The sequence below is a fragment of the Ruegeria sp. 6PALISEP08 genome, from assembly GCF_001238295.1.
GTDB lineage: Bacteria > Pseudomonadota > Alphaproteobacteria > Rhodobacterales > Rhodobacteraceae > Ruegeria.
Genome location: NZ_LGXZ01000007.1, coordinates 20937 through 36693 on the forward strand (window position 1 = coordinate 20937; position 15757 = coordinate 36693).

Here is a 15757-nt window from a genome sequence, read left to right on the forward strand (position 1 = left end):
TGTCGCTTCTCCCTGACTGCTTACATCGTATGCATGTGCATCCGTATCGCCAAATTGCCCAAGACCCAAACGGTGCCAAGGATCATGATCAGCAGGACCATGGTGGAAAACAGGACCAGATGCAGGTCTTCCCGGCTGCTGCGCCGACGGTCGATATGCAGGAAATAAACAAGTTGCAGAATAAGTTGCGCCAGACCAAGCAACCCGATGGTCAGATATACCCCAACCGTTTCGATCCCAAACAAGTAGGCCACTCCGAACATGGCGAGGGTCAAAATCAGTGATCCGCCATATCCAATCACATAACGCCGTCGCTCGCGCCGGTGCATTTCGGAACGGTTATCCATAGGTCAGACCTCCGAAATAGACGATTGTGATAATCCCGATCCAAATCAGGTCCAGGAAGTGCCAGAACAGCGCCAAACGGACAACGCGTGAGATGATCACATCTGTCATCCCCTTGACCCGCAGTTGGACGCCCAGAACGATCAGCCACAAACAGCCCGCCGCGACGTGCAAACCGTGCAGTGGAACAAGACCAAAAAAAGCTGACAGGAACCCACTGCGCTGCGGGATACCGCCTTTTTCCGCCATGGCCATGAAATCGCGAATTTCGAGCACAAGAAAACTGAGCCCTAACAAGAGCGTGACACCAAACCACAGAATGATGCGCCCGCGTGGCAGGTTGTATTTCAATGCCAGCATTGCAAGACCGACCGTCAGGCTGCTGGTCAACAGGATCAGGGTTTGAGCAAAGACACTTTTCAGGTCGAACAACTCATGCGGACCGGGTCCACCCGCCTGTGCGTCAATCATGGTGATGTAGATCGCGAACATCAGGCCGAAATAGACCAGATCGCTCATTAGGAAGACCCAGAACCCAAAGGTGACAACCTCAGCCGCCTTATCCGCACTGGCGTGACGTTCCCCCAGATTGATGCCGGGATAGCTGTGGGTCGGTGCACGCTTCATGTGACTGCCTCCAGATCAGGGCGGGCGAGGCCGCGGTTTTCTGAGGAGGTTTCGTAATCGCGATCCACTGCCGTTTCGTTATGCACCAGAGAGAGCCAGGCTTCATGGTCTCTGCGAACCTCTTCAGCCGCGATGGTGAGCTCGGTGCTGTCATCAAAGGTCCAGATGATCACGGCAAGGATTATCAGCACCGTCATCAGGGCCGCCAACCACCAGATCCACCAAACCAAAGCAAACATCCAGATGCCGCTGAAAACACAGAGGATAAAACCGATGCCGGTATTGCGCGGCAATTCGATATCTTCATAGGCGTCCGGCGTAGGATACGCGACGCCACGTTCTTTGGCTGCGGCGAAATCATCACGATCTGTAACCTGTGGGATGATCGCAAAATTGTAAGGTGGCGGTGGCGACGGGATCGACCATTCCAAGGTGCGGCCATCCCATGGATCCCCCACTGGAACGCGTGTTTTTTTGCGGTCGCGGATGCTGACCCACAATTGGATAAGCACCGAGAACAAAGCGCAAGTAATCACCAGCGCCCCGATGATGGCGACGATCATAAAAGGTTGGAAGGACGGATCGTCATAGCTGAAGGAACGGCGCGGCATCCCCATGAGTCCGACAAAGTAGAGCGGCATGAAGGTCAACAAAAACCCTCCGGTCCAAAGAGCCACCGTTACACGTCCCCAGAACTCGTTCAGGCGGAAGCCGAAGGCCTTGGGGAACCAATAGTTATAGGCTGCCAACAAACCGAACAGCACCCCTGGCAACAGCACGTTGTGGAAATGCGCCACCAGGAACAGCGTGTTGTGCACCTGATAGTCCACCGTTGGATTGGCCAGGATCACTCCGCTGAGGCCACCAATCACAAACAGCATCAGAAACGCCAAACCATACAGCATCGGCACCGAAAACCGGATACGTCCCCGCCACAAGGTGGCCATCCAGTCATAGACTTTCACACCGGTTGGAATAGCAATGAGCATGGTTGCGATACCAAAGACGGCGTTGATCAGTGCGCTCTGACCCATGGTGAAAAAGTGGTGCAACCAGACCGTGAAGGACAGCACCGCAATCGACATCGTCGCAATGACAAGTGAGTTGTAGCCATACAGCCGCTTGGCCGAGAACGTCGCGAACACCTCGGAATAGATACCGTAGGCAGGCAGGACCAGAAGATAGACCTCGGGGTGGCCGAACAGCCAGAACAGGTTGGCATAGTTCATCATGTTGCCGCCGAGATCGTTGGTGAAGAAGTGGAAATCCAGATATCGGTCTGCGGCCAGCATCAGTGCGGCAACGCCCAAGGGCGGCATGGCAAAGATGATCAGGATCGAACTGCAGATGATCGTCCAGCAATACATCGGCAGTCGCATAAAGGTCATACCCGGCGCGCGCATCTTGTAGATCGTGACAGCAAAGTTGATACCTGTGAGCGTGGTACCAACACCCGACACAACGATGGCCCAGATCCAGTAATCCGGCCCTACGCCCGGATTAAACGCAGCACCCGTATATGGCGGGTAAGCCGTCCAGCCGCCAGTCGAGAACCGCCCCACCACCAGCGATACCATCAACATCATGCCAGCGGACACCGTCAGACCCAGACTGATTTGGTTCAGTCTAGGAAACGCGACATCCCGCGCACCGATCATCAACGGCACAACATAGTTGGCGATCCCAAAGACAAAGGGCACAGCAACAAAGAATATCATGATCGTGCCGTGGGTGCTGAAAAGCTCGGCAAAATGTTCAGCTTCCAGAAACCCATCTCCGGGCCCGGCGGCTTGCTGAGCGCGCATGACAACGCCTTCCAACACGCCGCGTGCAAGCATCACGATGGCAAAGACAACATACATGATGCCAATCTTCTTGTGATCGACGCTGGTTAGCCAATCGCGCCACAGCGTTGTCCACAATCGAAACCAGCTAAGCAAAACGACCACAACCACGACGCCAACAATCACGATACCAGCGGCCGCATTTGCCACGATCTCATTCGTGTTTGGATTTTCAAGCAAGCCGGCAATCGGAAGCGCATCCCAACTTAGGCGGCCGAAGAAGTCTGTTTTGGGTGAGGTCATTTCTGCGCCTCCCGCCCGAAGGATGCTGTGCCGGGTTGCTGATCAACTGGCAGGGCCTTGCCGCTGTGATATCGGTGCAGAATGTTGTGGAACACGTCTTCCTCCAGCGTGAAGTACAGTGCATCGTCCGGCATCTGTGCAGTGCCTAGGGCGGCTTGAACCTCATCCCTGTCAGACCGCTTTGCAAGCGTCTGATAAGTCGCCGCATCCAAAGGGATGCCGCCTGCACGTACTTTGTCCACCCATGCCTCGAATGCGTCTTGGTCCATTGCAACTGTGCGGAACTTTTGTTTGGTAAACCCGCGCCCGTTATACTGCGTGTTTTCGCCCTGCATGACCTCCGGGGTATCTGCAACCAGGTGAAGTTGCGTTGTCATACCCGGCATCGCGTAAATCTGACCGGCAAGGGCGGGGATCATGAAAGACATCATCACCGTATCGGTCGTCAATGTCATGGCGACCTGCCGTTTGGTGGGAATTCCAAACTCACCCACGCTGGCAATACCCAGTTCGGGATAGAGAAACAGCCATTTCCAATCCAGGCCCACCACCTGAACTTGCACCGCCGGTTCCTCACCAAAACTTGCCGAATACGGGTCGAGCCTGTGTGTCGCCTTCCAAAGATAGAAAGACAGAAGCGCCACGATCAATACAGGCACGCCCCACATGACAAATTCAAGTTTAGCTGAAAAATCCCAGTCCGGCCTATAGGCAGCGGTTCCGCCCTTTCGACGTCGGTATCTAAGCGCGATCCAAGGAACCAGAACGAGAACGGGAATAACCGCCACCATGATCAGCGCGGTCGCCCGCAACAGGTGGGTTTTCTGAATGGCGGCAATCGGACCTTGCGGATCCATGAAACTGTCGCTGGCCAACGCCATCGATGGTGTCACCGCAAGAAAGACCAAAGCAGCCATCACGAGCGAGGACGGGTTGGACATTCTGCCTTTGGCCATAACGCACAGCCCTCTCGTGATCCAAATTTCACCCAACTATCGGCAAATGCAAAAGTTTTCTCAAGACCTTTCCAAACTGCAGATTGCCGAGGTACTGTTTTGTTCAACCTTGGGCACCAACGGGAAACACCCGTCGTTGACACCTTACCAGAGCAGGGACGCATGTTTACTTTGATGCGCACAATACTTGCAGTCATGTGCTTTAACCTGCTGTCGCACACCGCATCAGCTCAGGATCATGCCGAGGTCGAACGTCAGTTTCAGGCGTGGTTGCAGGACGTAATTTGGCCAAAAGCACAAGCCAAAGGGGTTTCGCGCGAAACGATGGAACAAGCGTTTGCTGGAGTGACCCTGAACTGGAAGCTGCCGGATCTGGTTCCGCCCGGACAAAAAACCAAAACCCCGAAAACCCAGAAACAAGCCGAATTCGGTTCACCCGGGCGATATTTCAACGCGGGATCCGTTCAGGGTGCCACCGCCGTTGGTCGCAAAATGGCGACACGGCATTCAGCGACACTTGCCTCGGTCGAACGTGAAACCGGAGTGCCCGGCCGCATAGTCCTGGCAATCTGGGGCAGAGAGAGCGGGTACGGACAAGTGCCGATCCGCCACGACGCGTTTCGTGTTCTGTCAACCAAAGCGTTCATGAGCACGCGCGCCGAGTATTTTACAGGCGAGCTGATCGCAGCCCTGCAAATTGCTGAATCCGGATATTTGCCTGCTCGGGGCATGAAAAGCAGCTGGGCAGGCGCATTAGGTCAGCCACAATTCATGCCGTCCAATTTTTTGACCTATGCAAGAGACGGCAACGGAGATGGGCGGGCTGACATCTGGGGGTCGCCCGCTGACACAATTGCATCCATTGGCCATTATCTGGACCAACATGGCTGGGTCAGCAATCGAGACTGGGGTTTCGAGGTGTCCGTTCCCGCAAACGTGTCTTGCTCTCTGGAAGGGCCCGATCAGGGACGGCCCATTCACAAATGGGAAGAGATGGGGATACGCCGGGTCTCGGGCAGGCCATTCCCGGCCCATGAACGTGATGGCGAAGGATTTCTGATGATGCCAGCAGGCCGACATGGGCCTGCTTTTCTGGTCACACCAAATTTCTATGTCCTCAAGGAATACAACAAAAGCGATCTTTATGCTCTGTTCGTTGGCCATGTCGGCGACCGCATTCAATACGGCGTCGGTGATTTTGCTGGGCAATGGGGAAAGGTCGGAGGGCTGTATCGATCCGACGTTGCGATAATGCAGCGCGCCCTCGAAGAATTGGGCCATGATGTTGGTGGCGCAGATGGGTTGCCTGGGTTCAAAACGCGCCGCTCAATCGGTCGATGGCAACAGTCTTTGGGACTCGCGCCAACTTGCTTTCCAGATGCCGGGATGAAAGCCGATCTGGTTCCTTAACGGTCGAGTGATTCCGAAAAACAGCGAATTTGGCAGAGGTCTGCCTCCAACTTGCTGACCCGTGCCGCGCCCATGTGCTCGAATCTCAGGCCCGTCCTGCGTTCACTGAGGGGAATTTTGACTCATTGTTGCCAATTTCAGAACAGCGCTACAGCTTTCTCACTTCAAATCTTACCCTCCATTTGTTGGAAGAAACACTGCAACTCAACTTGCCTCCTGTCTTTGCGTATTCAGCGCCAACCAACGAAAAAGCCTTTCGGTTGCACGTCTGCCTTGGCTCGTGAGATTGAAATCACCCTCAGAAACTCAGCATAAAAGCACAGTGTTATGGGCCAGATAGCCTTCATCTGACGCTGCGAAACGGTACCGTTCAATCGGCGAAGGAGAAAGGCCTATTGAGAACGTGGGTAAACACTACGTGATCAATCAACATAAATCAGACACGGATCAAAAGTAGAAATACCCTGAACCACAGCACTTTTCTGTATTGTTCCGGATAGCATGACATCAGCACATTCTTTTGACCACGTCCCTAGAAAATGGCACGATTTAACCAATTGCCACCCGGACTATTGGGCATCGTTGATTGATCGGGGCGCGCAGCCTATTAGAACACATCGGACGCTATTCATTCTTCCGACCGACTATTGAATTTGAGAGGCACCATGACACGCAAGGTCACCAAAGCGATTTTTCCTGTTGCAGGCATGGGAACGCGTTTTTTACCCGCAACGAAGTCTGTTCCAAAAGAAATTATGACGCTGGTAGACCGCCCTTTGGTGCAGTACGCGATCGACGAAGCTCGCGCCGCCGGGATCAAGGAGTTTATCTTTGTCACATCACGCGGGAAGTCTGCGCTAGAAGATTATTTTGACCACAACCTCGTGCTGGAACAGGAGTTGAAGGCCAAGAAGAAAGACAAGCTGCTTGAGATCTTGAACAAGACCAATATGGAAAGCGGCGCGATTGCCTACATCCGTCAGCACAAAGCACTGGGCCTCGGGCACGCTGTTTGGTGCGCACGCCGCCTGATCGGCGATGAGCCCTTTGCCGTCATGCTGCCGGACGATGTGATCGCGGCGGGCAAGCCTTGCCTGCAACAAATGATCGAAGCCTATGAAGAGACCGGTGGCAACATGGTAGCCGCCATGGAAGTTCCGCAGGAAAAGACAAGCTCGTACGGTGTGCTGGATGTAGGCGACAGTATCGGTCCTGTTATCCCTGCCCGTGGCATGGTCGAAAAACCCGAACCCGCGGAAGCGCCCTCCAACCTTGCGGTTATCGGGCGCTATGTTCTGCGCCCATCTGTCCTGAACAACCTGAACGCAAAGAAAGCCGGGAGTGGTGGCGAAATTCAGCTGACGGATGCAATCGCCGAAGACATCGCGCAAGGTGTGCCCGTGTTTGGGTACAAGTTCGACGGACAACGCTTTGATTGCGGGTCGAAATCGGGCTTCCTACAAGCCACCGTTGCCTTTGCGCTTGCACGTGACGATCTGCGAGACGACCTGAGTCAGTATCTCAATGACATTGTAGCGACGGGAAAAGCGGCCCAGTAACCAAGAGTCAATGTTTCACCTGCGCGTTAAATCGCACTTTTGGTGGGTAGAGATTCAGCAACAGACCCGACGTAGACACAATTCATCCTGTGTTCTTGCAGAGCATCAGGAACATGTTGTGGTCTGTTTCCAAATGCCCGTGAAAAGTCTGATGTGATCAGGCCCACGAACGCAGGGCATGGATAAAGTGGGGCTTTTTCTCCGTTTAAAAGTTAGCAAAAGGTTTCTTGGGCGGTCGGCCCGATCACAGAGGATTGACGCGCTTTGCGGCAGTGTAGCGCGCAACCGGTGTTTCGGACCGACAGCTACAGGAGGACCTTCGTGTCACAAATCTCACCCCGACTGAACTTGCCTTTTTTGCAACCCTCGCAGGCGCAAAAGCACGTCACCCACAACGAAGCTCTGCGTCAGCTTGATTTGATCGTGCAGCTGACAGTCCGCTCAATCGACGCCAGCACCCCCCCGGTTGTTCCCCAACAGGGCGAGGTTTATGCGGTGGGCACATCCCCAACCGGCGATTGGGTAGGGCACGCCGGGGAACTTGCAGCTTGGCTGGACAATGCCTGGCATTTCGTGGCCCCAGCCGTTGGTTGGCGCGCTTGGGATGAAAACTCTGGTGATCTCAAATTCTGGGACGGAACAACCTGGTTGCCTCTACCGGTGGACACGTAAAACCTGGATGGTGTAGGGGTGGCGGCCACCTCAGACACGACGAACCGCCTGACGGTGCGCAGCCCGGCCACATTGCTGACCCACGAAGGTGGTGGACATCAACTGAAGATCAACAAAGCCAGTGCGGGCGACACCGCGTCATTGCTGTTCCAATCGAACTGGACAGGCCACGCTGAGATGGGCCTGTCGGGCAATACTGGTTTTTCCATCAAAGTCTCACTCGATGGCGGCAGCTGGACCGATGCTTTGAAGTTTGATCCAGCCACCGGAACGGCAACAGGCGCGGCTGTCCAAAGCGATGCAACCGATACAACCCCTGGCCGCCTTATGAGAGCGGATTTCGGTTACGGACCCGCTAATCTTTTGGGATCTGTCTCGGAAAACTCGGGCACCCCGACCGGCGCTGTTATCGAGCGCGGAAGTAACGCAAACGGAGAGTTTGTGCGGTTCGCCGATGGCACCCAGATCTGCACCGCTACTTTATCCGCAGTTGACTGCACCAATGCTGAAGGTGCTTTTTTCGTAAGCTCTGCAATAGCGTGGGACTTTCCTGCAACCTTTACTGCGGCACCAAGTGTCAGTGGTAGCGGAGGGGCAACCAATCGTTTCATTGGAATGGACACACCCAACACGACACACGTTAATTGCAAAGTGCTGTCGACCCTGTCGGATTCCTCGACACTGCCTCCAACCGTTACAGCAATCGGGCGCTGGTACTAATTCAAATGGCCGTCCGACGGCGTATGTCTCGGGCAGCTATATTTCTCGAAGGTCGAAGATGACCAATTCTAGATTCCAGGCATGAGTTTAACAAACACGGCTTCAAAGCTCATTTCTGGCGAGCCGCCCCGGTTTTTACAGTTACAGCCTCGTGTGAATCTTCCCCACCATGCGCAAGCGAAAGACCGAGCACCGCCGCAGACCCTTGGATAGACCGGGTCCCCTGGCCGAACCCAGAAACCGAATAGCTTTAAGTATTCGCAAGGTGCCTTTCTCGTCTGCATCTGCTGTGTATTCAGGCGATTAAAAGCAGTTTGGACTTTAACGTGCAGCGCAAGTTTTTCTCTGCGCTCTTATTGCCTCAAAAACAGCAAGAATCTATGGGATGTAACCCACAGCTATTGTGAACCATTGAATTCGGTGTTGGTTTCTTCAATTGTTCGCGCGTTGTCGACAGGTTTTAGTAAGAAGGATTTTACAGATGCGTATTGCAATGATCGGCACCGGATATGTGGGCCTTGTGTCTGGCGTGTGCTTCTCGGATTTCGGTCATGACGTGATTTGCGTCGACAAGGCAGATCAGAAAATCGACATGCTCAAAGCCGGGGACGTCCCAATTTACGAGCCGGGCCTCGATGTGTTGATGGCCAAAAATGTGGCTGCCGGTCGCTTGAGCTTTACGACTGATTTGGCCGCTGCGGTAGATGGCGCTGATGCTGTCTTCATTGCAGTCGGCACCCCAACGCGGCGGGGTGATGGCCACGCAGATCTGACCTACGTTATGGCCGCTGCAGAAGAAATTGCAGGGGCTGTCACTGGCTATACGGTCATTGTCACCAAATCGACTGTACCCGTGGGCACCAACAGACGAGTGCAAGAGGTTGTCTCGGCCTCTAATCCCAAAGCTGAATTTGACGTCGCTTCGAACCCTGAATTCCTGCGCGAAGGTGCGGCGATTGATGACTTCATGCGCCCGGATCGCGTTGTGGTGGGTGTGGAAAACGATCGCGCCGCCGAAGTGATGGCCGAGATCTACCGCCCGCTTTACCTGCGTGATTTTCCGATCCTTTCCACGGATCTGGAAAGCGCTGAGATGATCAAATACGCCGCAAACGCGTTTCTGGCGACCAAGATTACCTTCATCAACGAAATTGCGGGCCTTTGCGAAAAGGTCGGCGCAGATGTCAAAGAAGTGTCGCGCGGCATCGGTCTGGATGGACGGATCGGCAACAAGTTCCTACATGCTGGCCCTGGCTATGGTGGGTCGTGCTTTCCTAAAGATACTGCAGCGCTGGCCCGGATCGGTCAGGATCATGCGCATCCGATGCAGATTACCGAAACCGTCATTCGTGTGAATGACGAGATCAAGAAACGTATGATCGAGAAAATCCGCGAGGTCTGTGACGACCGTTTCAATGGAAAAACCGTGGCGGTTCTAGGCGTCACGTTCAAACCCAACACAGACGATATGCGCGACGCACCTTCGTTGTCCATTGTCCCCGCTTTGATCGGCGGAGGCGCAAAGGTACGCGTTGTCGACCCTCAGGGCAGATCAGAGGGTGAGGCGCTTTTGCCAGGGGTCGAGTGGTGTGATGACCCCTATGCGGCAACTCAAGAAGCGGATGTCGTCGTGCTGTTGACTGAGTGGAACGAGTTTCGGGCGCTGAACCTGACTGAAATGGCCAAGTCGATGAACACGGCCCGCATGGTCGACCTGCGCAACATTTATTCGAGATCGGCGGCGCTCAAGTCGGGGTTTGAAACCTATGTTGGCGTCGGGCGCTGAACGCTTTACGCTGCCTGCGTTCTAAACAGTCATGACTCAGAGAACCGGGCCCGCAAAAGGCCCGGTACATCACGTTTCAAACTCTACTCAGCGGCCCAGATCTTGCGACGGCGTTCCTTGACCATTTCGTTGCCCTCGTCTGTGCCGTCGTGGAAGGTGTTGAACCACTCATCCCACGGGGTTTCCCACGTACCGTAATTGCAGTCGAAGAACCTGTGATGCAGCTGGTGAAAGAAATCCCCGACCTGAAACTTGGCTTTGTTGCCAAGCTTCACATGTTCGAACCCAGCATGAGAGGTCGGCGCGCCAATACCGTGATGAAACAGCAGGAAAATGGCATGGATCGGATGCGAAGGCAGGAGGAAAAAGATCATCGTGTCGAACATCAGAAAGAAGCTTTCAACCGGATGCATGGCTAGACCGGACCACGGGCCAGTGTTGATGTTGCGATGATGCCAAGCATGCACTTTGGTATAAAGCGGGCCAACATGCAGCAAACGGTGTAGCCAGTAGAAATGAAAGCCTGCCCAGATTGGGACAAAGATCACAACCGCGATGAACCAGGTCGGATTGCCGTCAAATGTGATCATCGTGATCCAGCCGTTGGCATAGGAATACAGGATCAGGCATTCCCAGAAAGCCCAGAAGGTCAGCGCCGGCCCGAGGGTCCAGAACATGTTGTCCCAGACCTGGTTCTTGAAGGTAAAGACCTTCGCACCCTTCATCATCGGGCGCATGTCATAGCGGTATTCATCCTGTTGCGTGCGGAACTTCCACAAAGCCAGATGCAGGCCACCGGCCACAACCATCAGAATACAGAAGTTGCGGAACCAGATCTCGGCCACCCAATCCCAGCTGAAAGTCTCGATCCGAGCCAACGAAGGGGTCAGGAAATTCCAGGTGATGATTGCAAAAACCAGCAGCAAAGCGCGCAGGGCCAGCGGATTCCAGCTTTGCAGCAGGTAACGCAGCGCCGCCAAGGGCTTCATAGGCCAATCCCAATAAGGCGAAGTTTGGATCGGCAATTGTGGTGTGAAGTTCCAAATCTTGCGCCTGGGGCGTGGAGGCAAGGCAGGGTCTGACATAACGGGCTCGTTTTTATTTGTTCGCTGGTCACAAGTCTAAAACGGGAGGCCGAAACCTCAGACCATATTGTCTTGCCGGTGAGGCTAAGTTTTGCTTAGCCTACGAGGATGAGCACTCGAGTCCCCTCTCTCAACTGGCTTCGTGTATTCGAAGCTGCTGCCCGAACCGAAAGCTTTGCCCGAGCGGCAAGCCAGCTCAACATGACACCCGCTGCCGTCAGCCAGCAGGTCAAAGCACTTGAGACCCAATTGGGCACGCCCTTGTTTCATCGCCACGCCCATGCCGTAACCCTGACCGAAACCGGGCGTGCGTATCTGCCCTCGGTGCAGCAATCGTTGCTCATGCTCGAAACCGCAACCACCGTGTTGTTTGGTGAAACCCGCGCACAACGGCTTTATGTACAATCCGTACTGCTTTTTGCACACGGCATTTTAGCCAGCGGTGTTCCCACGTTTCAAACCGCGCATCCCCAGATCAACCTGTCCCTGACCACTGGAAATGTCGTTTCCGATTTCGCCAACCGATTTACGGATCTGCAGATCGTATTCGGGAATCCCGCCCTTTTTGGTACCGAAAACGATGAGGTGATGCGCGAAAGCCTGTATCCCGTCGCCCCGCCTGACATTGCGGCACAGATCGAAACCCCGCAGGACCTGTTTCAGTTTACGCTGATCGAGGTCTCGACCCATCGCGCAAGCTGGCCTCATTGGTTTGAAAGCCTGCGACTGCCAGCGGGGCAGGCACGCTATTTCTTTGCCGACAATTCCTTGATGGCCGCAGAGCTTTCTGCTGCTGGTTTGGGTATCGCGTTGGCCCGCGCCCCAGCGTCTGACCGGATCATGGATCTCTCGGGTCTCGTCGCCTGTCTGCCTGACTGCTCCTGTCCGGGACAAGAGGCGTATCATCTGGTTTACCCTTCCAGAACCACACTGCGCCCTGCGGCCCGTACTTTCCGGGATTGGCTGCTGGACTACAGCGCGGCAGTCCAGACGCGGTAACGCCCCTGTCCAGTGACCTCACGCACCAGACCGCGACGGGTAAACAGATCAAAATTGCGCTGTACCGCTGCACGCGACGATTTGGTCAGGTCTTCCGCCAAAGGGGCAGAGACCATCGGCCACGAGGCCAAGACCTCAATCAGTCGTGGCGGGGTGCGTCCACTCAGATCTTGCGTGGCGTCCCGGGCCTGGTTCTCCCACGCGTTGACCCGATCAAGATGCAACAACCCGGCAAGGGCCGCCTGCCCCGCCCCTTGTATCCAGGCGCTCAGCTTTTCAGTTGGCGTCCCCGCCCCGCGAAGTGCCCCAGGCCCCGACAAGGCCAAAGGCATGAAAAGAGCACCCCCACGCCCCATTGACGCCGCGTGCCGCGCTGCGATAACTGCTGCTTCGGTGTCTTGTCCAATTTCCTGTGCCAACGCCCGCCACGCGTGAAACGCAATTGCTGATTGGGTAACCGGATGCAAACCTTCGACATTTTGCATGACTTCGGCCAGATCAATGACCGCCTCGGGTGCAGCTTCAGACCCTTGTGCCAATCGGTCAAGAAACGCGGTCAAACCGCTTTCCCAGCCCCCCTCGGAAGGGGCCGCGCCCGAACTCAGGCGGCGTACCGCCCAGCCAGCACGGAACAGCGCCTGCACGTCATCATGGGTCGCGCCGATGCGTAGGCCCGTCCACAAGGCCAGACGGTCCACACTGACCCGATCGCCTGTCCACCAGCCCAGATCAGAAGTTTCCATCAGGGCCAGACGATGCGTCCACCCCTTGGGGCCAGCCCGCAACCGTTCGTCCAGCGCACCAAAGGTCAGGGCAAGATCGGCAAGCTCAGCAGAAAGTTCGGACTGAGCCGCACGCCAGTCGCGCGGATCGAACAATAGGCGCTGATCGGATCGAGGGCCGGGTAGAAAGTAATCTTCCTCCACGAACTCGTCCGGCGGCAGAAACCACAAATCCTCTTCTTCCGAAGAGTCCCCATCGTAAATACTGGCGGGTCCAAGATCTTCAGCCTCGCCCTGTGAAACGGGTATTGGTTTCTTCGCAATCATGCCCGGTATTCTTCGGACATTCGTACCGGTTCACAAGGGGTTTTCCGTCAGCCCGCAAAGGTTTGGGTCAAAACATCCAATTCGCTGTTCAAATCAGTCTGCGGAGAGCTGCCCAACAGCATATACCCATAGCCATCCTGCGCCCATGTGGCGGTCGCTAATCCGCTCAGTACCGCTTGCTTGATCTCAGCAGGAGGCGCGTCGGGGCCCTGACGGATGACACAGAATGCAAAGGGTCGCCCTTGCTCATCCGCAAAAACAATCTGAATCAAAGGCTTGCCTTTGAAGGACAGAACCTGAGCCCGTTTAAGCTCCAACCCTGGGAGCGCTTCCAACGTTTCACGGTTCAGGGATCGGCCAAGTTCGGCCTCTGCCATTTCAAACTGCTTATCCAGCGACGCCTCGGAATCGTCCAGCGGGGCGATGGTCTCGGGCACATAAAGTGACTGATAGATCGCCGCCTGCTGCGCCCATCCCAGTTCTGCGGGGCGGGTTGCCCAGAACGTTACGGCAAAAGCGGCAATCGCAGTGCTTGCTGCCACAGCGACAACGTGCAGAACACCGCTACTTGAGTGTTGCACATCAGGCTCGGGCAGATCGAATTTCGGCACCTCGGTGGGAATTGTCTCAAAAACGTCCTGAATGACCGGCGCGAGAGGATCCAGCGCCATCAGGCGGTGTTCAAGCTCGACATCATGCTCGACCGCCGCCTCAATGGCGCGGCTCTGAGCTTCATCCAGTGAGCCTTCCAGATACGCTGATAGCGTCTCGTCGGAAAACGTCATTTACCACTCCGTCGCGCGGTGTCTGCCGCATCAAGCTGCATCACGGTTTTCAGTTTCTGCCGGGCATTCGATAACCGGCTCATGATTGTACCGATGGGCACTTCCAGCATGGCAGCGGCTTCGCGATAGCTGTACCCTTCGACGAACACAAGCATTACCGTTTCCCGCTGCGCTTCTGGCAGCTGCATCACTTGTGTAAACACCTCAGTGGCGAAAATATTCGTTTCTGAATCTGCTCCTGGTGCCACAAGGTCTGCTTCTGGTGTCACCGATAGCGCTTGCGCCCGCCGAACCGAGCGTGAGCGCACCTCGTTCAGCCAGATCGAGCGGCAGATCGTCATCAGCCAGCTGTCCAAACGATTGTGCGACGTGACCTGATGATGACGCTCCAGCGCGCGAAGACATGTCGCCTGCAGAAGATCATCAGCCACATCAGATGCCCCTGACAAAGCCAGAGCAAACCGCCAGACGCGTTTCGAATGCGTCTGCACCGCATCGCGCACGGCCTGTTCGGAAGTCATTTCGGCTCTCATCGAATAAATCGCGACCTGTGTGTGTTTGTCTGTCACGGACCGGGCCCGCAGGGGCAGGAATGTCATAATCTTAGGAGAATTTAAATGAAACTTCTGTTGAAAGCTGTCACGATTGCGTCGGCAATTGTTGCAACGCCTGCTCTTGCGGACAACTGGACATTGGACAGCGACAGCTCGCATCTGGCCTATGGTACCATCAAGAAAAACACTGTGGGCGAGGTCAACGGTTTCACCAATCTCAGCGGACATGTGACTCCTGACGGCAAAGCCGAAATCGACATCGACTTGTCCTCTGTCGAGACCAATATCGATATCCGAAATGAGCGGATGATCGAGTTTGTCTTTCGCAAAGTAGGCTCGGCAAAGCTGACGGCTGACTTCGACATGTCCGAAGTGTCCGGGCTGTCAGTCGGAGAAACCACCACGATAGATGCAGAATCCGTTCTTTCGCTGGCTGGCACTGATGTTACTTTCGACGCCGAACTGTTTGTTGCGCGGCTGTCTGACACTGCGGTCATGGTCTCAACCAACGATATGGTGTTCCTCAATGCGGAAGACGCCGGTATCAATGCGGGCGTGGACACGCTGAAGGAACTGGCAGACCTGTCAGGCATTACGCGGACAGTGCCGATAACGGCCAGATTGATCTTTCATTCTGACGGCAAACAGGCCGCCGCAACGCCAGCCTCAGCGACACCAGAGATCGTAGCGGCAGCAGTGCAAGGGGACGCCAAAGCAGGCAAAAAGGTTTTCAGAAAATGCAGCGCCTGCCACAAGCTTGACCAAGGTCGCAACGGTGTCGGCCCGTCTTTGCACGCTATTATTGGCAAATCCGCCGGTCAGGCCGAAGGGTTCAGGTTTTCTTCTGCCCTCCAGGATATAGACGTCGTCTGGACGCAGGAAAACCTGGCCGCATTTCTGGCCGACCCCAAAGGGTTTCTTCCGGGTAATCGTATGCAATTCCCGGGGTTGAAAAAGGAAGACGACATTGTGAACCTGCTCGCGTATTTGCAGGACGCAAGCTAAACTGTTCCGAATTCCCACTTGAACTCAGTCGCGCGGATCACCGCGCACTGATGATTGAGTTATCTGCCGTATCTTTCGAAACAATAAAGTAAAACCGCGCCGCCTGAACCAGCTTCTT

15 protein-coding genes are annotated in these 15757 nt (G+C 55.2%); 7 read left to right on the forward strand and 8 right to left on the reverse strand.

Annotation, left to right across the window (positions count from 1 at the left end; genetic code table 11):
- Nucleotides 1-20: 20 nt before the first annotated feature.
- From ALB80_RS11755 to ALB80_RS11770, 4 genes are read right to left on the reverse strand one after another with little or no spacing between them, the layout of a single operon-like run.
- On the reverse strand, nt 21-347 hold the full coding sequence (locus tag ALB80_RS11755) for a cytochrome o ubiquinol/quinol oxidase subunit IV (protein ID WP_050604269.1): 327 nt from the start codon (nt 345-347) through the stop codon (nt 21-23).
- On the reverse strand, nt 340-972 hold the full coding sequence (locus tag ALB80_RS11760) for a cytochrome c oxidase subunit 3 (protein ID WP_050604270.1): 633 nt from the start codon (nt 970-972) through the stop codon (nt 340-342). Before ALB80_RS11760 ends, ALB80_RS11755 begins: the two co-directional genes overlap by 8 nt.
- Nucleotides 969-3059, reverse strand: coding sequence for a cbb3-type cytochrome c oxidase subunit I (locus tag ALB80_RS11765; protein ID WP_083445282.1), 2091 nt, complete (start codon nt 3057-3059; stop codon nt 969-971). The genes ALB80_RS11760 and ALB80_RS11765 overlap by 4 nt, the downstream gene beginning before the upstream one ends.
- Nucleotides 3056-4015 carry a ubiquinol oxidase subunit II gene (locus ALB80_RS11770; RefSeq protein ID WP_050604271.1) on the reverse strand — a complete coding sequence of 320 codons (960 nt, stop codon included), beginning with the start codon at nt 4013-4015 and terminating at the stop codon, nt 3056-3058. Before ALB80_RS11770 ends, ALB80_RS11765 begins: the two co-directional genes overlap by 4 nt.
- A gap of 162 nt (nt 4016-4177) precedes the next feature.
- On the opposite strand from ALB80_RS11770, the gene ALB80_RS11775 reads away from it, so the two are divergent.
- From ALB80_RS11775 to ALB80_RS11795, 5 genes are all read left to right on the forward strand, one after another.
- On the forward strand, nt 4178-5425 hold the full coding sequence (locus ALB80_RS11775) for a lytic murein transglycosylase (RefSeq protein ID WP_371255975.1): 1248 nt from the start codon (nt 4178-4180) through the stop codon (nt 5423-5425).
- A gap of 665 nt (nt 5426-6090) precedes the next feature.
- Nucleotides 6091-6984: a UTP--glucose-1-phosphate uridylyltransferase GalU gene (gene galU / locus ALB80_RS11780; protein WP_050604272.1), complete on the forward strand. Its 894-nt coding sequence runs from the start codon at nt 6091-6093 to the stop codon at nt 6982-6984.
- Between the two features lie 321 nt (nt 6985-7305).
- On the forward strand, nt 7306-7656 hold the full coding sequence (locus tag ALB80_RS22655; protein ID WP_050604273.1) for a DUF2793 domain-containing protein: 351 nt from the start codon (nt 7306-7308) through the stop codon (nt 7654-7656).
- Between the two features lie 18 nt (nt 7657-7674).
- Complete coding sequence (locus ALB80_RS11790) at nt 7675-8376, forward strand: hypothetical protein (protein ID WP_050604274.1); 702 nt, start codon at nt 7675-7677, stop codon at nt 8374-8376.
- 481 nt (nt 8377-8857) lie between these two features.
- Nucleotides 8858-10162: a UDP-glucose/GDP-mannose dehydrogenase family protein gene (locus tag ALB80_RS11795; protein WP_050604275.1), complete on the forward strand. Its 1305-nt coding sequence runs from the start codon at nt 8858-8860 to the stop codon at nt 10160-10162.
- An 83-nt stretch (nt 10163-10245) separates the two neighbouring features.
- Here ALB80_RS11795 and ALB80_RS11800 read toward each other — a convergent pair whose 3' ends face one another.
- Nucleotides 10246-11151: a sterol desaturase family protein gene (locus tag ALB80_RS11800; protein WP_253276869.1), complete on the reverse strand. Its 906-nt coding sequence runs from the start codon at nt 11149-11151 to the stop codon at nt 10246-10248.
- 204 nt (nt 11152-11355) lie between these two features.
- Between ALB80_RS11800 and ALB80_RS11805 the strand changes: the two genes are divergently transcribed.
- Nucleotides 11356-12246, forward strand: a complete 891-nt coding sequence (locus tag ALB80_RS11805; RefSeq protein ID WP_050604277.1) for a LysR substrate-binding domain-containing protein — start codon at nt 11356-11358, stop codon at nt 12244-12246.
- Here ALB80_RS11805 and ALB80_RS11810 read toward each other — a convergent pair.
- The 3 genes from ALB80_RS11810 to ALB80_RS11820 are packed head-to-tail and all read right to left on the reverse strand — an operon-like array spanning nt 12219 to nt 14601.
- Nucleotides 12219-13295: a helix-turn-helix domain-containing protein gene (locus ALB80_RS11810; RefSeq protein ID WP_050604278.1), complete on the reverse strand. Its 1077-nt coding sequence runs from the start codon at nt 13293-13295 to the stop codon at nt 12219-12221. The two genes, ALB80_RS11805 and ALB80_RS11810, sit on opposite strands and share 28 nt — an antisense overlap.
- A gap of 47 nt (nt 13296-13342) precedes the next feature.
- Complete coding sequence (locus ALB80_RS11815) at nt 13343-14080, reverse strand: hypothetical protein (protein ID WP_050604279.1); 738 nt, start codon at nt 14078-14080, stop codon at nt 13343-13345.
- The gene (locus tag ALB80_RS11820; RefSeq protein WP_253276870.1) at nt 14077-14601 is read right to left on the reverse strand and encodes an RNA polymerase sigma factor; all 525 of its coding nucleotides are present in this window, start codon (nt 14599-14601) and stop codon (nt 14077-14079) included. Before ALB80_RS11820 ends, ALB80_RS11815 begins: the two co-directional genes overlap by 4 nt.
- Nucleotides 14602-14697: 96 nt before the next feature.
- Here ALB80_RS11820 and ALB80_RS11825 point away from each other — a divergent pair, with 96 nt between their 5' ends.
- Nucleotides 14698-15639: a cytochrome c family protein gene (locus ALB80_RS11825; protein WP_157054198.1), complete on the forward strand. Its 942-nt coding sequence runs from the start codon at nt 14698-14700 to the stop codon at nt 15637-15639.
- Nucleotides 15640-15757: the final 118 nt, after the last annotated feature.